The following is a 23,746-nucleotide window of genomic DNA, read 5'->3' as shown; positions in this document are numbered from 1 at the left end:
GAGGTTAGTTCTTCTGTTGTCGTTGCTGCATTTTCTGCATTTTCTTCTATTGTTCTCGCTTTTTCCTGTGCTTCTTCGTTTGCCAGCATTGTCCTTTCCGCTACTTCTCCTAATATCTCCGATGATTCTTCTATTTTATTTCCCGCTTTTAATAACCATTTTACTGTTTCTCTCAGGTTATTTGACATGTTTTGCAATGACTTCGCTATTATCGCTGTTTCATCTTTCCCTTTTGATTTGAATTCTACTGTAAAGTCTCCTGTTGCAAATCTGTCTACTTTTTTGCTTAATTCCATTAATGGTTTTGATATTTTTCTGGCAAATATTATTGATATTATTATCGATATTATTAATATTATTATTGAGGTTATTATCAACACTATTTTTATCTTTTCTGATGCTGAAAATGCTTCTTTTGTCGATACTTCTGATATAAATGCCCATTTTATTTCTTTGTATTTAAATGGCGCATATGCCACTATTACTTTTTCACCTTTGTAATTTTTCCCTATTTCCCATCCTGTTTCCCCTGATAATGCCTTTTCTACATAATCTGTTTCTACTTTTTGTTTTAATATCGTTTCTTCTCCTGGTAGATTGTTTCTCATTATTTTATCTTCACTTACTATGTATGTTTTTCCTGTTTCTCCCATGCCGCTTTTGTCCTGAAGAAGCTTATCTATCTTACTTATAGGAATTCGGAATATGAGATATCCATATAATCCAAAATCTTCATCTTCTACTTTTACGCCAGCAAAGAATCCGATTCCACCTAAATATTTTCCTATTTCAGAAAAATGTACATTATTATCATTTTTTTCTTTTAATAATTTATAAAGTCTGGATAATATAGTATTTTCATTATTTAGGTCTGTAGCAAAATCATCATATTTACTTACAGAATATACAACCATCCCTTTTGGAGATATGAGTAACATATCTTCATAACCTTTTATGTGTATAAACTCTCTGAAATCCATTTGCAACTCTGAATGCAAAACACTATAATCATAAAATATACTCATTATATTATCTTCAAAATTCTCTTTTTTGAAATTTTCATCATAGTAATAATCATATAATTGTGACTTATCTTTATAAGGGTTATTTTCAATATAAATTTTTCTTAATGTTGTTAGTATAGTATTCATATTCATAGAAGATTGGAAATCTTCCATTAAATTGGAGGAGGTAAAGAAAGCGTCCTTTATTTTTTCAAAGTTTTTGATATAAGTTAAATCTGACTCAGCCTCTTTTAATAGTGTATCAATAAAATCCATTTTCAGATTTTTCGCTACGATTAACTTCTCCAAAAAACTGTTTTTTAAAGAGTTTTGAGAATTCGAAATACTTATTGTAAAAAAAACGACTAACACTAAAGATACAATCACTACAAATAAAAGAAGAATCTTTCCCTGTAATCTCATTTTTTTACCTCCAATATTTTTTTCCAAATTATTATATCACATGATATATTAATTTTCAAAAAAGATAAAATTGGTACTTTCTTTTAATTTAGTTTTTTCAAGTTTAATTAACTAAAGAAAATACAATTATTTGAATATTATAATACTAAATGATATAATATATATGAATTATAAATTATAAAATTGTAAACTCATGAAATTCAGGTGAAATTATGAAAATAAAAAATATTTTTAAGGATCCGATAAATAAATTACTTTTATTAATTTTTATTTTTTTGCTCATTATAGGCTTACTATTATACATATCAGAATTTGGGAAAAATCCTGATATTAATTCTCTATTTGATGCGTTCTGGTGGCTAATTGTAACTATAGCAACAGTTGGGTATGGAGATATAGTCCCAAAAACAATTATAGGAAAAATTATAGGAATAATAATTATAATGCTTGGAGTTACGCTATTCTCACTTATTTCCGGTAGCATTGCATCATTATTGGTTGAATGGCGAATAAAAGAAAGGAAGGGGTTGGGGAAAGTGAAATTTAAAAATCATATTGTTATATTGGGATGGAATAATCATCTTGAAAAAACACTTGAGGCTATGAATAAATTTATAAATCTTGAAGATTATCATATAGTTCTGGTAAATCAAGCTGATGAAGAAGATTACGAAAATTTTAGATCCAGATTTGCTGACTTAAATATAAAATTTATACATGGTGATTTTACTAAAGAAAATGTTTTAAAAAGGGCAAATATTTCACAGGCAAAACATATTATTATATTATCAGATACTTATGGTGGAAAAAGTCTGGAAGAATGTGATGAAAGAACATTAATAAGCATTTTATTAATAAGAACACTTAATGATACTGCAAAAATATATGCAGAGGTTGTAAAGGAAGAGAAAGCCAAGTATGTTTTAAGAGCAGGTGCTGATGATATAATTTTAGGAAGTGAATTTAATTCTATATTATTGTCTTCAGCATTATTATCTCCTGCTTATCATATGTTATTAAGAGAAATAGCATCATTAGAAAATATGAGAGTAAAATTAATTTCTATTCCAAAAACATTTATAGGCAAAAAGTTTAAAGATTTTTTTGATTATATAAAAAAAGAAGAACATGCTTTAGCTATAGGATTGGTGAGCATGAAAAAAGAATTTACTATAAATGATTTTTTATCTTCAGATAGTTCTATAGATAATTTTATAAGGCAGAAATTTGAAGAGGCTGAAGAAGATTTTTTTGATGAAGAAAAGAAAAATGATTATGATTTAAAGTTAAACCCTGAGGATACATATATAATTTCTGAAAATGATACTTATGCATTTATAATAAAGTAGGTGAAAAAATGGAAGAATTTTTGAAAAATATATCCTTATTTAAGGAATTAACCGATGAACAATTAAATGAAATTTCTAAAATTTTAAAACCTATTAATTTTAAAACAGGAGAAATTATAATTTCTGAGGGTGAAAAAGGAGACACCATGTATATTTTTAAAAAAGGTAAGGTCCAAATCACTCATCAATTGACCTTAAAAATTGGTTCTCACCATTGGGAAGAGAGTGAGAAATCTATGGCTATTTTAGATGATAAAAAAATCAGTTTTTTTGGAGAAATGTCGCTCGTAACCGGTTCTCCTCGTTCTGCTACAATCAAGGCTATTAGTGAATGTGAATTATATGAAATATCAAAAAAGGATTTTGAAAATCTGGCGGAAAAAAGACCAGATATTGGATATAAAATAATGAAAGAAATTGCATCAACATTAAGCTGTAGAATAGAAAATTTAAATGAAAATATATTAAAATTAACAACTGCTTTGAGTATTGCTTTATCAAAAAAGAAGAAATAAAAACCAAGATGTTAAAATAGTAGTTCTATTTTAACATCTTTCTGAAAATATAATTAACTACAACCTGAATAGCTTTTTCATTGAATCCTCCTTCTGGAATAATAATATCCGCATACTTTTTTGTTGGTTCAACGTATGCGTCGTGCATAGGTTTTACAGTATTTGTATATTGATTTATTACAGAATCGAGATCTCTTCCTCTTTCTTTTATATCTCTCTCAAGACGCCTTATAAATCTTATATCATTTTCTGTATCAACATATATAGCAAGATCATAAAGATTTCTCAATTCTTCGTAATATAAAGCAAATATCCCCTCAACGATTATTATCGGTTTTGGTTCAAAGCTCATTGTACCAATCCTGGTAAATTGGGAAAAATCATACTCTGGTAAATCAATAATTTTACCATTTTTTAAATCATTAATATGCTTAAACATCAATTCGTTTTCAATCATGCTTGGATGATCATAATTATGCAATTTTCTTTGTTCAAGAGTTTCATGGCTTAAATCTCTATAATAATTATCCATTGGTAATATTTCACAATTTTGTGTTCCCAATGTTTCTCTTATTTTATATGCGACAGTTGTTTTTCCTGATCCTGTGCCACCAGCAATACCAATAACGTACATGATTAACACTCCCTACTTATTTAGATTTTTTGAAATTAAATTTAAATCCTAAAATTATATATATAATTGAAAAAACAATTATTGTTATTAATTCAATATCACTAATATTTGTATTATGTTTTAATAAAGTGTTTTCTCCAATTTTTAGTGAAAGAGAATATTCTAAAGCGTATAAAGTAAAAAATCCGGCAATAGCTGAAGAAATAAGTATTGTCAAAATAGATACAACGTTATCGAAACTTTTAGTAATTAGTATTGATACTATTATTCCAAATATTATGACAAAAATCCAGGGTATATATAATGTATCTATGTTTTTTAAAATGTTTAAATTTTCAAAAAATCCAGGATAAAAATTTGAAATAACGCCATAGATTTCTATTCCAACAATACCGCCTAATATAAAACCTGCAATTTGTGCAGAAGATTTAAAGAAAGTATAAGTTAAAATACCAATTATAACAGAGAAAATCAAAAAAGAAATTTCCTGTTTTACTTTTATCTGATTCAACAATTTATTAACAAAATCGAATTGTTGTAAGTATGGAATTATAAACACATAACTGCTTAAAAAACCAAGAATAAAAAAAATGACTTTTGAAACTTTTTTCGCAAAAAGCACAGAAATTAAAGATACTGGAAGAATTATATACCAGGAATTTGAATATGAATATAAAATCTGTAAAGATTCTGTACTTTGTTGGACAATATTTGATAGCGTTGACGCTAAAGTTTCTTCCATATTTATCACCTCTTCAAAAATATTCATTTTTGATAATAACAATATTATAGGCTGTCTAAAAAGTCTCAAATGAAATGAAGACTCGAAGATTGCCCTTAAAATTATGAATGAAAGCCGTCAAAATTACATGGAAGTAATTTTGAGCGAAACAATACACGATGTATTGTTTGAGCGACGGCTGAGAATGAATAATTTTAAGGATTAGCAATCGAGCTGTCTGAGTGAATTTGACTTTTTAGACAATTTAAATATTATACAATGTCTAAAAATTCAACAGTCTATTATATATTATACCATATTAAAAATATTATAAAAAAGTGCTATAATATTTATAGTAGTAAAGATATAAAAAAGTTATATTTTTAAGGAGGTTATAAAATGGAAAACCCTTTAATCGCAGCAATGATTCAATTCGCTATTTTAGGTACAGCTGGTGAGATAGTTGCAAAGTTGCTAACAAAAAACAAAATTTCAGTTTTTAAAGTCATTTATTCAGCTATAGTTTGGGCGATTTTGGGAGTAATTATAAAATTTGCATTCACAGGATTTAACGGATTTGTCAAGGAATTGGTTGAACACAATTATTTGCCGTCAGAAAAAATATATCAGGCTTTTTTTAAATCATTATTTACAAATGCTTTTTTTGGACCGTGGTTAATAATAATTCATAGATTTCTGGATAATCTTCCAAAATTCAAAATCCCAAAAGATGGATTAAAAGGTGCTTTATTTACATTATTATGGTTCTGGGTGCCTGCTCATACAGTAACTTTTTCTTTGCCTGTAGAATGGCAAATTACATTAGCTGCCGTTTGGAGTTTTGTTCTTGGATTAATTTTGGGTATTTTTGCAAATTTAAAAAAACCAAAGGAAGCTGAAAATGTTTAAAATTTTGATAATTGAAGATGATAAAATTTTAAATAAGACAATGTGTGATTTTTTAAGTAAATTCGATTATAAAACAATATGCGCAATGAGGGGATTGGAAGGCCTTGATATGGCTAAATCGGAAATCCCTGATTTAATTATTTTAGATCTATTTTTACCAGATATAAATGGAATGGATTTGATTGATAGGCTGAAAAAATATACCGAAGAAATAATAGTAATTACTGCTCATGGCGATATTGGAGATGCTGTAAAAGCCATGAAATTAGGAGTATATAATTTTCTTGAAAAACCGGTAGATTTAAAAGTTTTAATTAATGAAGTTAATAGAGCATTAGAGACTATTAAATTAAAAAAAGAAATTAAGGAGTTAAAAGATAGATTAAATGAATATCCTGAATTAATAGGAAAATCAAGATTTATCGAGCAAATAAAAAATAAAATAAATTTAATTGCGGAAAAAAATATTCCTGTGTTAATAACAGGTGAAAGTGGTACCGGTAAAGATATTATAGCTCAAATAATACACAAAACCAGTAATAGAAAAAAATTTGTTGCGGTAAATTGTGGTGCAATTCCGCCTGAACTATTTGAAAGCGAATTGTTCGGATATGAAAAAGGTGCTTTTACAGGTGCTGAACAGGAAAAACCTGGAAAATTCGAACTGGCACATAATGGAACATTATTTCTTGATGAAATTGGCGAATTGCCTAAAAACATGCAGGTAAAGTTGTTAAGGGTTCTTGAAAATAAAGAAGTAGAAAGGATTGGATCTACAAAATCTAAAAAGATTAATGTTAGAATTATAGCCGCTACTAATAGTAATCTTAAAAAGATGGTTGAAGATGGTGAATTCAGAGAAGATTTATACTTTAGATTATCAGTTTTTCAAATTGAAGTAGAACCTCTTAGAAATCATAAAGAGGATATACCTCTTTTGGTAAATTATTTTATACATAAAGCCAATGAAGAATTTGGAACTAAAATAAAGGGTATAAATCCAGATGCATTGGAAATTTTAAAAAAACATATATGGGTTGGAAATGTTCGAGAACTTAAAAATGTTATTTATTCAATGGTTGCAGTGGCAACAAAAGATATATTGGATAAATCATTTATTCCAGAAAATATAAAAAATAGTGAAGATATTGAATATGTGAAAATTCCTATTGGACTGAGACTTGAAGAAGTAGAGAAAAGGTATATACAAAAAACTCTGGAATTTACAAATAACAATAAAACACAGGCTGCTAATATCCTTGGAATATCAAAAATGACATTATTTTCTAAATTAAAGAAAATGAAAAATTAAGGGGGGATTTTATGTCTGAAGAAAAAGAAAAAAAACAGGAAAATTTAGATTTAAATGATTTATTAAATGATGCTGATAAAATCAATGATTTAATGGATTTAGAAAATTTAGAAAGCAATACAGAATCATCAAATCTGGAAGATAAAAAAATTGAAGAAAATGTTGAAAATTTGGAAGATCTGGAATTATTAGATAATATTGATGTTTCGACAGTTGAAAAAATGGCTGAAAATCTAGATAAAAGCTTGGAAGATACAACTAAAGAAGAAGTAATTCCTGATGATGAATTACATGAGCAGGAAGATATTTCCGAATCTACTATAACAGAAAACCCTGAAATAACGCCTTCAGTAGAAGAAGAAAACATCCCTGAATTGGAATTAAATGGAAATATCGAAAATGCTTCCGAAACACCACTTGAGGAAGTAGCGCATATTGCTGAAACACCTAAGCAAGAGGAAGTTTCCGAATCTACTATAACGGAAAACCCTGAAATAACGACTTCAGCAGAAGAAGAGAACATTCCTGAATTAGATATTGATGAAAATTCTGAAATCACACCTCAAAATATCGAGGAGGAAAATACATCTCAAGTTATAACTGAATCAACACAACTCGTCAATGAAAATGAAGCTACACAAAAAACAGAAGATGAATTAATTATGCCAGATATTAAAATTACAGATTTAGTTCTGGATGAAAAATTAAAAATGTTTGAATCAAGGTTAAATAATAAACTAAGTGAATATGAAAAAATCATAGAAAATTTAAAAGAAGAAAATAACGAATTAAAAAATAAATTAAAATTATATAATTCAAAATTTGAAACAATGGAAAGAGCTTTTATTTCTTTATTAAAAAATATGATATCTGTAGCTTTTGGAGATACTTCAGCTCTATTTAATGCTTTAATAGAAATGAAAAATCACATGCAATTTTCCAAAAAAAATATTACATTTTTAATTACATTAACAGAAAATTTAAAGAAGAAAATTCCTGAACAAAATCATTATGTGATATATCATATTCTGGGAAATTTACATACAGAAGTTAAAAACTACAGTGAAGCCGAAAAAGCATATCTCAGAGCGCTGGATTTCTGCGAAAATAATAAATCCACTGACATGCAATTTAATACTTCTGTTATTCAAAATAATCTGGGTACTATGTATGCGGAATTGAAAAAAGATGATTTAGCAAAAAAATATTTTGAAGTGTCCTTAAAGATCAGACGAAATTTAAAAGAAAAAGTTGATGGAAAATATGATATATATCTTTTTTACTCTTTAAATAACCTTGGAAGCTTAGAAATGCGCTTAGGAAATTTAGAAAGCGCTGAAATTTATTTGAATGAAGCTTTTTCAATGTTAAATGATAAAATACCTTCAGAAGATAAAGCTATGCTTTTATTTAATTTAGGAATATTATATCAGGAAAAGGTAGAAGATGAAAAAGCCAGAAAATATTTTGAAGATGCTTTAAAATTATATGAAAAATTATACGAAGATAACTCTATAAAATATATGAGAAGCTTGAAAAAGACTATAGAGAAATTGTCATCATACATTCCAGAGCTTAAACAAAAATATCAATGGGTATTTACGGAGTGATTACGTTGTCTGGACTAACTATTAAAATTAATGAAGTGTTTATAAATGGAATAATTAATAAATTAATTGGAGATAACGTACATAGAATAAAGAAGTTAAATATAAAAATGATAGATACAAAAATTCATTTTCAGTTTATAGCTAACCTTTTTAACAAAGATGGATTATTTGAATTTTTAATAGAGATAAAAGAGATCCCCTACACTTTAACCAATGGATATTTAAAATTTTCAATTTCTGGAGACGATGGAATTAAACGTATAATTGAAGGAATTATATATGTTTTTTCAAGATTTATAAATGGAATTGCCATTACTAATAACGAAATAAGTATAGATTTATCAAAAATAGAATACAACGAAAAATTAAAATTGTTATTAGAATCACTTAAGTTAGATAGTTTTGAAATCAAAAATAGCGAACTTTTATTAAAATTAAAATATATAGAATAGATAAAATACGAAAATACAAGTATGAAGGTGCAAAAATGCTGGAAATAAAAATAGATAAAAAAATGATAATGGATTTATTAAATAAATTTATAAAATATACTTCATCAGATTTTATAAGAAAAATTTTTAATGCGTCCACAAAAATAAGTTTTAAAGAGAATTCTATAGAAATTAAAGTATTTTTTCTTAAATATTATATAAAAATTCATAAAATACCTTTTACCCTTTCAGGCGTTTATGAATTCGAGCATAATTTACCCATATATTTGATAAATAAAAATAAATTACCTCAAAATATATTAATAGACAAAAATAAAATATATATTTATATTAAAGGAAACTTTTTTACCCAAAACACTTATATAGATACATTTGTATTCGATAATGATAAAGTAATAATAAAATTAAAATAAGACTGTCTAAAAAGTCAAATTCACTCAGACAGTCTAGAATTAAAATTATAATTTCAGGAGGGGAATAATGACAAAAACAGAAAAAAGCTGGGTTATGTATGATTGGGCGAATTCTGCCTATTCTCTTGTTATTACTACTGCTATCTTACCTATTTTCTTTAAAGAAGTAGCTGCAAAAGGGGTTGAAAATTATTTGTCAACTGCTTATTGGGGATATGGAAATACTTTTGCTACAATAATTGTAGCATTATTGGCACCTATTCTTGGAACAATTGCCGATTACAAAAATTTCAAAAAAAGATTTCTTACATTTTTCTGGTTAATTGGAATAATATCAACGATTTCTCTGATGACTGTCAATGAAGGTGACTGGCTGAAATGTATAATTATATATGTTTTTTCGGCTATTGGGTTTGCTGGTGCCAACATATTTTATGATTCTTTTCTGGTTGATGTAACTACAAACGAAAGAATGGATTGGATTTCTTCAAGTGGATTTGCATGGGGATATATTGGTAGCACAATTCCATTTATTATAAGTATGGCTATTATAATGAAACCTGATATTATAGGAATATCAAACACATTAACAGCAACGAAACTCGCATTTTTAATTACAGGATTATGGTGGGGAGTATTTACATTACCTTTACTAAAAAATGTGAAACAAATTCACTATATTGAACCGTCTAAAACACCAATAAAAGATAGTTTTAATAGAATCTGGAAAACATTTAAAGAAATAAAAAATTATAAAAACATATTTTTATTTTTAATAGCTTATTTCTTTTATATTGATGGTGTAGGAACTATTATAAAAATGGCAACGGTATATGGGAAAGATGTTGGAATAAGTAGTACTCAGCTATTACTTGCACTATTCGCAACTCAGGTTGTCGCTTTTCCTTTTGCATTAATTTACGGTAAACTGGCTCAAAAATTCAATGTAAAGATTATGCTATTTGTAGGAATAATTGTTTATTTTATAATTACAATATATGGATATTTTTTAGATTCAGCATTTGACTTTTGGGTGCTTGCAATGTTGGTGGCTACTTCACAAGGAGGGATTCAAGCATTAAGCAGATCCATGTATGGTAAATTAATACCTAAAGAAAAATCGGCAGAATTTTTCGGTTTTTATAATATATTTGGAAAATTTGCGGCAATAATAGGTCCATTTTTGGTTGGATTTTTTTCTCAAATTACAAAAAGTTCAAGATTTGGCGTATTGAGTATTTCTATATTATTTATAATTGGTGCATTGATTTTAATAAGAGTAAAAGAAGAAAATTATATATAAAAATGAGACGCATAGCGTCTCATTTTTTTTAAACTACTTAAAAAACATAAAATTAATTGATTATAACTATTTATACTTAATTGTTTTGAGTATGCTCGTTTATATATAAGTATGTTTGAGTATGCGTATTTGACTATATGAAAAAAATTTCATAAAATTAATATGTAAATATTTACAATTTGAAAAAAAGAACATGAAAAAAAGGAATCTTTTTTGTTATGAAAATCACAATAAATTTAATATTTTTTAAAGGAGGCGTTACTATGTATAGAGTAGCATTATGGGGATTTGGAGCAATGGGAAGTGGTATAGCAAGAAATATAATGTCAAAATATGAATTAGAATTGGTTGGAGTTCATGATACAAGATATGTTGGTAAAGATGTTGGTGAATTATTAGAAATTGGGGAAATAGGTTTAAAAGTTTATGACTCTCCAGAAAAAATGCTAGATGAAACAAATCCTGATTTAGTAATTATTGCTACAAATTCTTTTGTTGAAGTAGTGAAAGAACAAATTATTATAGCTGTAAAAAAACATATTAATGTAATTACAATTGCTGAAGAAATGGCATATCCATTTTATACTCATCCAGATGAAGCAGAAGAAATGGATAGTTTAGCCAGGAGATATGGTGTGTCCATATTGGGAACAGGTATTAATCCAGGATTTGTATTGGATACATTAATTTTGGCTTTATCTGGTGCTGCACTCAATGTAGAACAAATAAAAGCGGCAAGAATTAATGATTTATCTCCATTTGGTCCAACTGTTATGGAAACACAAGGAGTCGGAACAACTGTTGAAGAATTTGAAGAAGGAATTAAAACAGGGAAAATCGTAGGACATATTGGTTTTGAACAATCAATATATATGATAGCAGATGCTTTGGGATGGAATATCGATAAAATTGAACAAACAAGGGAACCAATAGTATCAAATGTATTGAGAGAAACTAAATATGTCAAAGTGGAACCTGGAATGGTTGCTGGATGTAATCATATAGCAAGAGCATACATGAATGGAAAATTAGTTATTGAATTAAAACACCCACAACAAGTAAGGCCAGAATTAGAAAATGTTGATACAGGAGATTATATAGAAATAATTGGAGATCCTAATTTAAATCTCTCAATAAAACCTGAAATCCCTGGAGGAAAAGGAACAATTGCTGTTGCAACAAATATGATTCCATCTGTAATAGAAGCAGAATCTGGATTATTATCAATGGCGGATTTGCCTGTGCCAAGAGCATTAATAGGTGATTTAACATTATAGGAGTGATGAGATGATTGCTAAAAAAAATGATTGGGTTCAAATATATTTTATTGGGTTATCTCCAGAAAAGCGAGCTAATAATCTTCCAGAGGATACCAAACGTGTTCCTCTGGAAATACGTATAAAAGGTTTTTTATTGGCAGATAAAGCAAAAATAGGAGACGAAGTTGAAATAGAAACTCCTGTTGGAAGAATTGTAAAAGGAAAACTTGAAGAGATTTATCCAAAATACAAACATAATTTTGGGAAACCTGTAATTGAATTACTACAAATTGGAAAACAATTAAGAGAAATGATCGAAGGTGATCAGGAATGAATGATATGAGTTATGATTCAGTAATGGTAAGAAAAAATGAAATAATGAAAAAATCTGTAGGTGTTGATTATACAAAATATGAAATAGAAGGAATTGCTTTTGATTATGAAGCAATGATGAAAGATGCAGGATATACAATTGATGAAATAAAAAAAATACAGCTGGAAACAGGTGTAGGAAATACACCATTGGTAGAACTAAAAAATATAAATAAATTGATAAGAAAATTAGCGCCAAAGGGTAAAGGAGCAAGGATATTTGTAAAGGATGAAGCGACAAATCCTTCCGGATCTTTTAAAGACAGAAGGGCTTCAATTAGTGCATATAGAGCAAAAATAATGGGATATAAAGGAATTATGGCAGCAACAAGTGGTAATTATGGTGCTGCTGTTGCTTCTCAAGCCTCAAAAAGAGGTTTAAAATCGATAATTGTTCAGGAATGTTATGACAGTAAAGGGATTGGACAACCAGAAATATTAGAAAAAGCAAGAGCCTGTGAAGCGTATGGAGCTGAAGTTGTTCAATTAAGTGTGGGTCCTGAGCTATTTTATTATTTTTTAGTATTACTGGAAGAAACAGGGTATTTTAATGCATCATTGTATACACCTTTTGGAATTGCAGGTGTTGAAACACTTGGATATGAAATAGCTGAGCAATCAATAAAACAATTCGGAAAATATCCTGATGCTGTAGTTATCACACATGCTGGTGGTGGAAACTTAACAGGAACTGCAAGAGGGTTAAAAAAGGCCGGTGCTGAAAACACAAAAGTGATAGGCGCGAGTGTTGATTTACATGGATTGCATATGGCATCGGATAAAGACTTTAATAAAAAATCATTTACAACAGGCCATACAGGATTTGGAATTCCATTTGCAACGTTTCCGGATAGGTCAGATGTACCAAGAAATGCAGCTAGACCCTTAAGATATATGGATGAATACGTTTTAGTAACCCAGGGAGAAGTATTTTATATAACAGAAATGCTTGCAAATATTGAAGGTATGCAAAGAGGGCCAGCTGGAAACACTTCATTAGCTGCAGCATTCGCGTTGGCGATGGAAATGGATGAAGATCAAATAATAGTAGTTAATGAAACCGAATATACAGGTGCTGGGAAATTGCCTTCAGCACAATTAACTTTTGCAAAGGAAAATGGAATTGAAATAAAGTTCGGTGATCCAATAAATGAAGATATTCCTGGTAAAAATATAGTATTGCCTGATCATCCATCAAAAATAAAAGTAATAAAATATCCCATGGAAAAATTAAGAAAGTCATACATAAAAGAATTAAAAAAACGTTATGGAAAAAAAGACTTCACAAGCAATGAATTGAAGTTTATAGCAGAGGACCTTTCTATATCAATTGAAGAAGTTAAAAATCTCATTAAGGAGGTTATCTCATAATGGAGCCAAGGAAATCTGATTTTGAGGAAAGAGTAAGACATCTTAAAAATATGACAGATGAAGAATTAGATAAATATTTCTGGGAATTAGTAGAAAAAGTTGTTGATCCTCTTATAGATTTAGCTGAAACACATACCTCTCCTTCCATAGAAAGATCAGTATTACTCAGAATGGGTTTTAATAGTATGGAAGCGAAAGCTTTAGTTGATAAATTTTTTGAAAAACATATATTGGGAAAAGGTGCAGGAAATATTGTATATACAATTGCTAAAGAGCACAATATCGATTATATACAAGCAGGAAGAAATTTAATAGCAGGAAAATATTGGGAGGATGTTGAAAGAATTTTTGTTCATGGAGGCGATAAATAATGAAATTAGAGCCTAACAAAAAATTAAATGTAGAAGAAATATTAAAAGATTTAGATAAATATAGACCAAAAAGAAAAGGGTGGACATGGAGAAAAAAATTACCTCCAAGAACAAAAATTGGTAACTTTGAATATTATGAGATAAGCGAACCTTTAAAAAATTTTGTTGCATTACCAGCTGCTCATTACTTTAACAATATAGATCCTCAACCTCAAGAAGTTATAACATCAGAAATTGCATCTGGTAGATTTGAAGAAGACATTAGAAGAATGAGAATGGCTGCATGGCATGGTGCAGATCATATAATGGTTATCAGAACATTAGGCCAAAGCCATATGGATGGGTTAATAGAGGGAACACCAGAAGGAATAGGTGGAATTCCAATTACTAGAAAGCAATTAAGAGCTTCAAGAAAGGCCCTTGATTTAATAGAAGACGAGGTTGGAAGACCTATTAATTTTCATAGTTATGTTTCTGGTGTTGCAGGTCCAGAAGTTGCAGTATTATTTGCTGAAGAAGGGGTAAATGGAGCGCATCAGGATCCTCAATATAATGTATTATATAGAGGAATAAATATGATTAGATCATTCGTTGATGCTGCAGTCGCTAAAAAAATAATGGCATCAGTTGATATGTTACAAATTGATGGGGCTCATAATGCAAATGCATCAGCAAAATTCGCATGGAAAGTTATGCCAGAATTATTGGTGCAGCATGCTATTAACTCATTATATTCTGTTAAAGCAGGGATGAAAAAAGAAAATATTGCGCTATCAACAGTTCCTCCAATTGTATCACCAACTCCGGAATTTAGATTAAACTTTATATATGCAATAACAATAAGAGAATTATTTAAAGATTATAAATTTAGAGCTCAAATGAATACAAGATATATAGAATCTGATCTCTTTGACGCAACAAGAATACATGTGCTTGACACATTAATTTCTAGATTAACAAAAGCAGATATACAATCAACAATTACACCAGACGAAGGAAGAAATGTACCATGGCATATTAATTCAATACGTGGTGTAGAAACTGCAAAACATACATTAATTGCTTTAGATGGAATTAAAGAAATGGTTCAGATAAATTGGGATAATGTAAGGGAAAAGGTTAGAGAATTAAAAATGAGAGCAATATTAATGTTAGAAGAGATAGTAGAAATGGGTGGATATTTCGAAGCAGTTGAAAATGGAATGTTTGTTGATAATGGTGAATATCCAGAAAGAATGGGTGATGGTATTGTTAGAAAGAAAGATGGAGGTATAGGAGCAGGTTCAGTTGTCCCAAGAGATAAAGACTATATGGCTCCAGTATGTCATCATTTTGGATATAATAATCTTCCAGAAAATTTAGAAAAACCATGTGATTTAATAAATGGATGTACATTATGTAATCCAGACAAAATACAATATATTGATGAACTTGATGAAGAAGATAATGTATATAAGAGATTAAACAAAATAAAAGAATATAGAGAAAATAATTTAATAAAACCAGAAGTTGAATGGAGTTATGATGGATATATACAACTTGATATGACAATTCCTGAATCACCAGAATATGCAGAAGCAGCAGCTCTTGAAATATGTAAAAGAATGGGTTTAGAAGATGCTCAGGTAATTTCAAAAACAATACTTCATCCAACAGAGGCAACATATGTTGAGTTAAAAGCTAAAGTGCCATTTGCTATAAAAAAAGATGAATTAACATTACCTAAAAAAGCAGAAGTAATGTCAGACGATGAGTTATTTGAATTCTTTGCTAAAAACAAAGTAAAAGTTGTAGCAGGAACAGTTGGAAATGATGAACATAATGTTGGTATAAGAGAAATACTTGACATAAAACATGGCGGAATTGAAAAATACGGTATAAAATATGAATATCTTGGCACAAGCGTTCCACCAGAAAAACTTATAGATGCTGCAATTGAATTTGGTGCTCAAGCGATTCTTGCTTCAATGATTGTTACACATAATGATGTCCATGTTGAAAATATGAAAAAATTACATCAACTTGCAATAGAAAAAGGTGTAAGAGATAAAATACTATTAATTGTTGGCGGTACTCAATTAAATGATGATTTAGCAAAAGAAAATGGAATGGATGCTGGATTTGGAAGGGGAACAAAAGGAGCACACGTTGCAACATTCATCGCTAAAAAATTGAAAGAAATGCTGGGAGATTAATATTAGACTCCTCTGCACATTGCAGAGGAGTTGTTTTTTGCAATTTGAACCATATACATCAAAATATGGTATAATTTATTATAATAACAAAATTAATAAAATTAAAAATACGATGTCCAAAAAGTAAAGTTGCTCAAACCTTGATTGTTAATCCTCAAAAATAGCTCATTCTCGCCGGTCGTATCAGACTCACATCCATGTTCGGCTTCACTCAATTTTGCATCCGTGCAAAATTGACCGGCTTTATTCACTATTTTTTCGGACAATCTGCGAGTTTTCGCTTGCTTTACTAATTGGACACCCTATTAAAAATAAAAAGGCAAATTATCCAGATTTGTTAAAAGCAGGAGGAATTTTCATGAAGTATATCGATAGAAAAAACACAGATTCTATAAAATGGGACTGGTATGAATGGAATAAACATATTTTTATAGAAAAAGATGTTTTACCAATGTGGGTAGCTGATATGGATTTTGAAGCTCCTAAAGAAGTTATACATGCATTAAAAAAAAGAATAGAACATGGAGTATATGGGTATACTTTTGAGCCAGTTGATTTAAAAGATAATATAATAAATTGGTTAAAATATAAACATAATTGGGAAATAAAAAAAGATTGGCTATTATCCATGCATGGCGTTATTCCCGCTTTAAATTTCTCAATTCAATTATACACAAATCCAGGAGATAATATTTTAATTCAAACTCCAGTTTATCCGCCGTTTATGAGTTCAATAAAAAATAATAATAGAAAACTTTTAATTAATGAATTAAAATTAGAAAATAATCATTATGAAATAGATTTTGATGACTTTGAGAGAAAAGCAAAAGAGGCTAAAATGTTTATTTTATGTAGTCCGCATAATCCTATTGGAAGAGTATGGAAAAAAAACGAATTAGAAAAAATGGCAAAGATTTGTCTAAAGAACGATGTATTAATTGTATCTGACGAAATACATGCTGATTTAGCTTTTTCTAATTCTACCCATATTCCTATAGCTGCATTATCAGAAGAAATAGCAGATAATACTATAACTTTAATGGCTCCAAGTAAAACTTTTAATATAGCAGGATTTCATTATGCTTTTGCTGTAATAAAAAATATAAAATTAAAAAATAAATTTAAAAACTGGATTAAACAAAGCGGATTATTTTTACATAATATAGCTGGTTTAGTTGCAGCAAATGCTGCTTACAAATACGGAAAAAATTGGTTAATAGAAACTATGGAATATATCGAAGAAAATTATAAATTTGTTAGAGAATATTTTGAAAAAAATATACCTGAAGTAAGAGTAATAAAATCAGAAGGAACATTTTTAGTTTGGTTAGACTTTAGAAAATTAAATTTATCTCAGGATGAATTAAAAGATTTACTTGAAAAAAAAGCTAAAATTGGTTTAAATAATGGAATTACTTTTGGAACTAACGGAGAAGGCTTTATGAGAATGAATATTGCAACTTCAAGAGACAATATAATAGAAGCGTGCAGAAGAATTGAAAAGGCTATTAAAGGAGAATAAGTATGTCTGAAATAACAAAAAAAGCTTTAGCAAATTCATTAAAAAAATTAATGAAAGAAAAACCTTTGTCAAAAATAACCGTTAATGATGTAGTAAAAGATTGTGGGCTAAATAGAAGAACATTATATTATTATTTTCATGATATTTATGATTTATTAGAATGGATTTTCATCACAGACATATTAGAAGCTGTTGGAGAAAATAAACATTATGAGAACTGGCAAAAAGGATTTTTAAATCTTTTATATTATTTAAAAAATAACAAAAAAATTGTTTTAAATGCATATCATTCAATAGATAGAGATCGTTTGGAATTACATTTGTATGATACAGTTGCTAAATTTATTTATGATGTTGTTGAAGAATTATCGAAAGGATTAAATGTTTCAATTGAGGATAAAAATTATGTTGTGAAATTTTATGAAATAGCCCTTACTGGGATGATTATAGATTGGATAAAAAATAAAATGGATGAGGACCCGGAAATATTAACTTACAAATTAAATAAAATTATTGAAGGTGACATTAAAAGAGCATTAAAGAAATTTGAAAAAAGTAGAAGGTGAAGATGGAAAAGTATATACAGAAACGCAAATAGGAGGAAGAAAGAAATGGAATAAAATTACATATATGTTTTATAAAAACAAATTTTGAAAATCCGTTAATGATAAAACAATAAACCGAGGTTTTTACCTCGGTTTATTGTTTTATTTACCTCAATCTATATTACATTAAATCTTCAAGTGATGTATCTTTTAAAAGCTTTTTTACAAAAAATTCTCCAGGTAAAGGTTTTCCACTATATAGAGTTTTAGTTGCATTTATTACATGTCTGATATCATATTTACTTGGATAAATTTCAGGAACTTTCTTATCGAGATTTAATAATTTATAAACAGCTATAATAGCAGAACGCACAGAATATTCTACAGTAAATACACAATCATTTTCTATTTCTACAAATTGTCCTAAGAATGCCAAATTAACGCTTCCTTCTGGTACAACTTCTGGTCTATCTCCTTTTACACGTGGCATAAATTGACTCGTAATATGTGGCATCATTGCTGGAATTACAATTGCACTATCCACAATTTCTTCCATTAAATCTCCTTCTACACCAAGATGATATAATAATTCTCTTAATAATTCTTCGCCAGTACATTCGCTCATCTTTTTCTTTATATAATTACCTTCATTGTCTGGGAATAAACCATATGCCCATAATACCAAGACATTATCTGGCTGGTTTGCAAAATGTGGCTGTCTACTACATGTAACACTCATTAACCAATTTGAATCTTTTATTGTTACAATACCTCCTGTTACAACTCTTCCAGAATATGGATCTCTTCCTGTAAGATCTCTAAGAACATCTGCCATTTTTGAATCTTTAAATGTCATTGTAAATGATTCCCATTTTGTTTTGTCAATGTTTTCATAAAAAACTTCTGGCCTTCCAAATGCAGGATCTTTTGCAGCTATATTTTTCCACAAGCTCCATACAGGGCCTAATTCTGTATTTAATTCAGGAGCTTTATCCATGCTACCTAATGTCGAATTTTCTGTCATTGACCCGTTTATTACAAATACTAAATCATCCCTTGTTGTTTTTATATATTTCTTTTCTCCATTTTGAATTAGATGTATCCCAGTTACAACTTTTTCTTTTTCTGTTATATCTATATCAAGATCTATAACCTGTGTGTTATTTACAAAATTAACTCCATGTTCCTTTAGCCATCTTATTAATGGTATTACGAAAGAGTCATATTGATTATATTTTGAGAATAAAATATCTCTTAATTCTGTCATACCAGGTAATAGATGAATAAATCTTTCCATATATCTTTTCATTTCTACTACACTATGCCAATTTTGAAATGCAAACATACTTCTCCATAATAACCACATATCTGTTTCTAAAAATGATGGATCAAAAAATTCTTCAACAGTCATTGCTCCCAAATCTTCTTCTTTCATTAAAAATAGCTTTGTCAATTGTTTTATATGTTTTTCTTCTAACCCTAGTGTTTTAACGGGTACTCTTTCACCACCACTTTTAATTACCCTTTGGGCTGATACGTTGGGATCCCAGTCATTTATTTCTTTCATTTCATCCAGTACTGTTTTGTTTGGATCTTCAAGTGATGGAATATCTGCAAACATATCCCAGGTGCATTCATAATGTTCTTCCATTTCTCTACCGCCACGAATGATATAACCATTTTCTGGATCACCTATACCATCTAATGCACCACCATTTATATCTTTTCTTTCGAAAATTGTAATATTTTTTCCATCCATATGACCGTCTCTTATTAAATAAAATGCTGCTGCTAAAGATGCTATACCTGAACCTACAAGATAGGCTTTTTTATTTTCGATTCCTTTTGGTTTTTTTGGATTGTATTCTCTTTGATAAACGCTCATCCTTCATAACCTCCTTCAAATTTTTCTGACATGATTAAGTATAACCCTTTTTTTTATGTTTGTAAATAAACAAAATTGCCAATATGTGCAAATTTGCAACATATTTGGCAATTTGTGAAAATATAAAAATAAAAATATAGCGACACAAAGTCGCTATATTTTTATTTTTATGCAATTATTTAATATAATATTTTTAAAACTTTTGGAAGTTCTTTGCCAATCAATGAGATCAACTCTAAAAGGTAAATCCGAATCCTGAAAATCTTCTTCAATTTCAAACAAAGTTGTTAAATCTAACTTTTTTCCACAATCAATAGCAATATCAAGATCTGAAGATTCATTTGATTTACCAGTAATTCTGGAACCAAAAATTATTATTGTGCAATTACATATATGTTTTTTTAAAATTTCTATAATTAAATTAAAATATTCCTCTTTAATATCAAAAGTCATTTTTTTCTTTAAGCCTCTCTAATAAAAATTTAGCATCATTTATAAATTCTTTTGATACTTCAAAAACTTCTTCTGCAATTTCAATATTATATGTGTGAGACGTTAAATTCCTATATTTATGGTATTTAAACCATTTTTGAACATTATCTATAAGTTTATTTTCATAACTTAATCTAAAGAGTTCTTTTCTTGGTATGCCATCTACATAAATTTTTCCTATATTTTCTTCAAGCCATCTTTTCATAAATTTCCAACATAATTCATATGTAAATTCAAAGTTCTGTATAACTCCAGCTTTAATTCCATATCTAAATGTTACATCAAGAGATTCCATAAATTCATTATCATTTGTTTTTTGTATAAGCGTATCCAGAGAATTTATAGCTTTTTCAAGACTGCTAATATCTAATGCCATAAAAATCTCTCCTATTCATTACCAGCAATATCTATTTCAGAAACAATAACAGATGGCGAAATTGCGCCTCCAAATGAAATCCACATATCATTTCCAATAGCTTCAATATTTTTTAAAATGTTGAGAAAATTACCTGAAACAGTAATTTGTTCAACACCTCCAACAATTTCTCCATTTTCTACTTTTAATCCCTGTGCTCCTAATGAGAATTCTCCTGAAATTGGGTTAGCTCCAGAATGCAATCCTTCTAATGATGTAATAATTATTCCATTATCTAATTTTTTTATTAATTCGTTAAAGTTTAGTTCTCCAGGTTCAACTAACAAATTAATTGGAGCAATTCCTCTTCCTGATGCATTACCAGTTGATTCTTTACCTTCTTTTTTTGCTGTCTTTAAATTATATAAAAATGTTTTAAATTTTCCATTTTCTATGATATTCTTTTCCTTTGTAGGAACACCTTCATTATCAAATGCGGCATTTGACAATGATCCTTCATAATATGGCACATCTTTTATTTTTAATATATCACTACCTATTTTTTCTCCTACTTTTTCTTTTAAAGGTGACATATTTTTTTGTGCGTTTTCTGCAGAAATCATAGGTATTAACATAGTAGATATTAGTGATGCAAACTCATCTTTTCTAAAAATTACTCTATATTTTCCGCTTTTAACAGATTTAGCCCCGATTTTTGCTTTAGCTTCTTCAACCGCTTTTTGACTTATTTCTTCAACATTTAAATTTTCTGGTTTTGTTGTAAGACCGTACCAAAATCCTGATCTCGGAGATTTATCTTTTGCCACTACTGAAATATAGGCATATCCACCGTCACCTTTATATGTTTTTTCAAGGCCTAAAGTGTTAGCCATTGAAACCTCCGTAACCTGATGGCCTAATACAGTCATAGGAACCATCATTATACTTTCATCTTTTGAAGCTATTTCATGCATTTTATTTAATTTTCCCATTTTTTCTTTTACACTTAATTTTTCAAATTCTCCATAATATGATTTTATATCAGGATATTCGCCTTTACCATCATAAAAAAAGTTTTCCTCTTCTGAATCAATTATTTCATAATTTGTTATTGCTTCTTCCAACAATCTTTCGGGAGCATCAAAAATTGTAGTTGAAGCGGATCCAATTTTCCCATTTTTCAATACTTTTAAAGAGATTGAACTATTATTTGCATCTTTGTATTCATCCATATTTCCATTGGCCAGTCTTATTGAAAATTCGTAATTTTTAGAATATGTTATTTGAGCTTCAAAACCTTTTTCTTTTGCTAATTTAAATACTTTATCTTTAAATTCATTATATGTCATTTATTTCGCCCCCCAACAATTATTTCAGAAACCCTTATAGTAGGTTGTCCAACATCCGCTGGAATACTACCAGAAATAGATCCACACATTCCCTGACCTCTGGCTATATCATTTCCAACCATATCTATTTTTTGTATTATTTCATATCCTTTTCCTATTAATGTTGCACCTCTAACTGGTTTTGTTATTTTTCCATTTTCTATTAAATAACCTTCATTTACAGCAAAATTAAATTCTCCTGTTGAAGGATTTACAGATCCTCCACCCATTCTTTTTGCATATAATCCGTATTCTGTGTTAGCAATAATTTCTTCAGGATAATTATCTCCAGGCAAAATGAAAGTATTAGTCATTCTAGATGTTGGAGCAAATGTATAATTCTGCCTTCTTGCACTACCTGTTGGTTCCATATTCATTCGTCTTCCGCCTAATTTATCTATCATATATCCTTTTAATACGCCTTTTTCTATTAACAAATTTCTTCTTGTCGGTGTTCCTTCATCATCTATATTTGTTGAACCCCATGCATTTGGTATTGTTCCATCATCAACAGCAGAAACGCATTCTGCAGCTACTTTTTGTCCTAATTTACCAGCAAAAACAGATGCACCTTTTGCAACAGAGGTTGCTTCAAGTGCATGGCCAACAGCTTCGTGGAAAATAACTCCTCCAAATTCATTTGCAATTACAACTGGCAATTTCCCTGCAGGTGCAGGTTCTGCTTTTACCATTTTCACTGCAGTTCTTGCTGCTAACTTACCTGCTTCCTCTACATCTATTCTATCGAAAAATTCAAACCCCATGCCTGCTCCTGGACCATAAAATCCCGTTTCCATTACTCCATTATCTTCAGCTACTGCTGAAATCATTAACCTTGTTCTAACTCTATTATCTTCTGCAAAAACACCTTCTGAATTTGCAACCAAAATATTTTGGTTATATTCCCAATATCTAACAACTACTTGTTTTATCAAATCAGAATAGTTTTTCGCTGAACTATATGCTCTTTTCATAACATCAACTTTTTTCTTTTTTGTTATATCTTCAGGATATAATAATACTACATGCTTATTGTCAAATTTCTTTTCTGTTAGGTTTAAAGTTAAATCCTTTATTTTTATTTCGCCAAGAGCTTCTCCAACCCTTTTTGCTACATTTAATAAACTTTCCCTACTTAAATCATTTGTGTATGCATATACTGCTTGAGTATTTAAAAATCCTCTTATACCAACACCAAAAGTATTGCCAGATGATGCATTTTCTAAGTCTCCATTTTTCATTTCAAATGTGTTGGTATATCTTTTTTCTACAAATACTTCAGCAAAATCTCCACCGTATTTTAATACGGTCCTGATTACTTCATTTACTAATTCCTTGCTTAACAC

General features: G+C 29.0%; 23 protein-coding genes. 15 read left to right on the top strand and 8 right to left on the bottom strand.

All coding sequences use genetic code 11. The features are described 5' to 3' along the window. Positions 1–1,427 (bottom strand): cache domain-containing protein (locus tag X274_RS09750; RefSeq protein ID WP_047266636.1); only part of this gene is annotated, 1,427 nt, incomplete at its 3' end. A 212-nt stretch (positions 1,428–1,639) separates the two neighbouring features. Here X274_RS09750 and X274_RS09745 point away from each other — a divergent pair. Both X274_RS09745 and X274_RS09740 read left to right on the top strand, forming a co-directional pair. Further along, positions 1,640–2,776 carry a potassium channel family protein gene (locus X274_RS09745; RefSeq protein ID WP_047266635.1) on the top strand — a complete coding sequence of 379 codons (1,137 nt, stop codon included), beginning with the start codon at positions 1,640–1,642 and terminating at the stop codon, positions 2,774–2,776. A gap of 8 nt (positions 2,777–2,784) precedes the next feature. Further along, positions 2,785–3,291: a cyclic nucleotide-binding domain-containing protein gene (locus tag X274_RS09740; RefSeq protein ID WP_047266634.1), complete on the top strand. Its 507-nt coding sequence runs from the start codon at positions 2,785–2,787 to the stop codon at positions 3,289–3,291. Positions 3,292–3,316: 25 nt separating this feature from the next. On the opposite strand, the gene udk is transcribed toward X274_RS09740, so the two are convergent. Continuing rightward, positions 3,317–3,925, bottom strand: coding sequence for a uridine kinase (gene udk, locus X274_RS09735; RefSeq protein WP_047266633.1), 609 nt, complete (start codon positions 3,923–3,925; stop codon positions 3,317–3,319). A gap of 16 nt (positions 3,926–3,941) precedes the next feature. Further along, positions 3,942–4,667: a hypothetical protein gene (locus tag X274_RS09730; RefSeq protein ID WP_047266632.1), complete on the bottom strand. Its 726-nt coding sequence runs from the start codon at positions 4,665–4,667 to the stop codon at positions 3,942–3,944. A 378-nt stretch (positions 4,668–5,045) separates the two neighbouring features. On the opposite strand from X274_RS09730, the gene X274_RS09725 reads away from it, so the two are divergent. The 13 genes from X274_RS09725 to X274_RS09665 all read left to right on the top strand — a co-directional run bounded on the left by X274_RS09725 (position 5,046) and on the right by X274_RS09665 (position 18,301). Then, positions 5,046–5,555 carry a hypothetical protein gene (locus X274_RS09725; RefSeq protein WP_047266631.1) on the top strand — a complete coding sequence of 170 codons (510 nt, stop codon included), beginning with the start codon at positions 5,046–5,048 and terminating at the stop codon, positions 5,553–5,555. After that, positions 5,548–6,867 (top strand): sigma-54-dependent transcriptional regulator, encoded by a 1,320-nt coding sequence (locus X274_RS09720; RefSeq protein ID WP_047266630.1) that lies wholly within the window; start codon positions 5,548–5,550, stop codon positions 6,865–6,867. The genes X274_RS09725 and X274_RS09720 overlap by 8 nt, the downstream gene beginning before the upstream one ends. 11 nt (positions 6,868–6,878) lie before the next feature. Further along, positions 6,879–8,477 carry a tetratricopeptide repeat protein gene (locus tag X274_RS09715; RefSeq protein WP_047266629.1) on the top strand — a complete coding sequence of 533 codons (1,599 nt, stop codon included), beginning with the start codon at positions 6,879–6,881 and terminating at the stop codon, positions 8,475–8,477. A 5-nt stretch (positions 8,478–8,482) separates the two neighbouring features. Next, positions 8,483–8,929, top strand: a complete 447-nt coding sequence (locus X274_RS09710) for a hypothetical protein (RefSeq protein WP_047266628.1) — start codon at positions 8,483–8,485, stop codon at positions 8,927–8,929. Between the two features lie 35 nt (positions 8,930–8,964). Beyond that, on the top strand, positions 8,965–9,342 hold the full coding sequence (locus X274_RS09705) for a hypothetical protein (protein ID WP_047266627.1): 378 nt from the start codon (positions 8,965–8,967) through the stop codon (positions 9,340–9,342). Between the two features lie 67 nt (positions 9,343–9,409). Beyond that, positions 9,410–10,645 carry an MFS transporter gene (locus X274_RS09700; RefSeq protein ID WP_047266626.1) on the top strand — a complete coding sequence of 412 codons (1,236 nt, stop codon included), beginning with the start codon at positions 9,410–9,412 and terminating at the stop codon, positions 10,643–10,645. 263 nt (positions 10,646–10,908) lie between these two features. Continuing rightward, positions 10,909–11,922: a 2,4-diaminopentanoate dehydrogenase gene (ord, locus tag X274_RS09695; protein WP_047266625.1), complete on the top strand. Its 1,014-nt coding sequence runs from the start codon at positions 10,909–10,911 to the stop codon at positions 11,920–11,922. A 10-nt stretch (positions 11,923–11,932) separates the two neighbouring features. Beyond that, a complete protein-coding gene (ortA, locus tag X274_RS09690; protein ID WP_047266624.1) occupies positions 11,933–12,238 on the top strand; it encodes a 2-amino-4-oxopentanoate thiolase subunit OrtA in 306 nt (101 codons plus the stop codon). Further along, the gene (gene ortB, locus X274_RS09685) at positions 12,235–13,647 is read left to right on the top strand and encodes a 2-amino-4-oxopentanoate thiolase subunit OrtB (RefSeq protein ID WP_047266623.1); all 1,413 of its coding nucleotides are present in this window, start codon (positions 12,235–12,237) and stop codon (positions 13,645–13,647) included. Before ortA ends, ortB begins: the two co-directional genes overlap by 4 nt. Next, positions 13,647–14,018: an ornithine aminomutase subunit alpha gene (locus X274_RS09680; RefSeq protein WP_047266622.1), complete on the top strand. Its 372-nt coding sequence runs from the start codon at positions 13,647–13,649 to the stop codon at positions 14,016–14,018. The genes ortB and X274_RS09680 overlap by 1 nt, the downstream gene beginning before the upstream one ends. After that, positions 14,018–16,213 (top strand): D-ornithine 4,5-aminomutase subunit OraE, encoded by a 2,196-nt coding sequence (gene oraE / locus X274_RS09675; protein WP_047266621.1) that lies wholly within the window; start codon positions 14,018–14,020, stop codon positions 16,211–16,213. Before X274_RS09680 ends, oraE begins: the two co-directional genes overlap by 1 nt. A gap of 358 nt (positions 16,214–16,571) precedes the next feature. Further along, on the top strand, positions 16,572–17,735 hold the full coding sequence (locus X274_RS09670) for a MalY/PatB family protein (RefSeq protein WP_047266620.1): 1,164 nt from the start codon (positions 16,572–16,574) through the stop codon (positions 17,733–17,735). Positions 17,736–17,737: 2 nt separating this feature from the next. Then, the gene (locus tag X274_RS09665) at positions 17,738–18,301 is read left to right on the top strand and encodes a TetR/AcrR family transcriptional regulator C-terminal domain-containing protein (protein ID WP_047266619.1); all 564 of its coding nucleotides are present in this window, start codon (positions 17,738–17,740) and stop codon (positions 18,299–18,301) included. 160 nt (positions 18,302–18,461) lie between these two features. Here X274_RS09665 and X274_RS09660 read toward each other — a convergent pair whose 3' ends face one another. The 5 genes from X274_RS09660 to X274_RS09640 form a co-directional block, all read right to left on the bottom strand. Beyond that, positions 18,462–20,165 carry an oleate hydratase gene (locus X274_RS09660; RefSeq protein ID WP_047266618.1) on the bottom strand — a complete coding sequence of 568 codons (1,704 nt, stop codon included), beginning with the start codon at positions 20,163–20,165 and terminating at the stop codon, positions 18,462–18,464. A gap of 153 nt (positions 20,166–20,318) precedes the next feature. Beyond that, complete coding sequence (locus tag X274_RS09655) at positions 20,319–20,618, bottom strand: nucleotidyltransferase family protein (RefSeq protein ID WP_047266617.1); 300 nt, start codon at positions 20,616–20,618, stop codon at positions 20,319–20,321. Beyond that, complete coding sequence (locus X274_RS09650; protein ID WP_047266616.1) at positions 20,608–21,033, bottom strand: nucleotidyltransferase substrate binding protein; 426 nt, start codon at positions 21,031–21,033, stop codon at positions 20,608–20,610. The genes X274_RS09655 and X274_RS09650 overlap by 11 nt, the downstream gene beginning before the upstream one ends. 11 nt (positions 21,034–21,044) lie before the next feature. Then, complete coding sequence (locus X274_RS09645) at positions 21,045–22,361, bottom strand: TldD/PmbA family protein (RefSeq protein ID WP_047266615.1); 1,317 nt, start codon at positions 22,359–22,361, stop codon at positions 21,045–21,047. After that, positions 22,358–23,746 (bottom strand): TldD/PmbA family protein, encoded by a 1,389-nt coding sequence (locus X274_RS09640; protein ID WP_047266614.1) that lies wholly within the window; start codon positions 23,744–23,746, stop codon positions 22,358–22,360. The genes X274_RS09645 and X274_RS09640 overlap by 4 nt, the downstream gene beginning before the upstream one ends.

Origin of the sequence: Marinitoga sp. 1155 (assembly GCF_001021175.1) — a bacterium.
In the GTDB taxonomy this organism is placed as follows: Bacteria; Thermotogota; Thermotogae; order Petrotogales; family Petrotogaceae; genus Marinitoga.
Note: the sequence above shows the minus strand (reverse complement) of the source record. Positions and strands in the feature narration are given on the sequence as shown.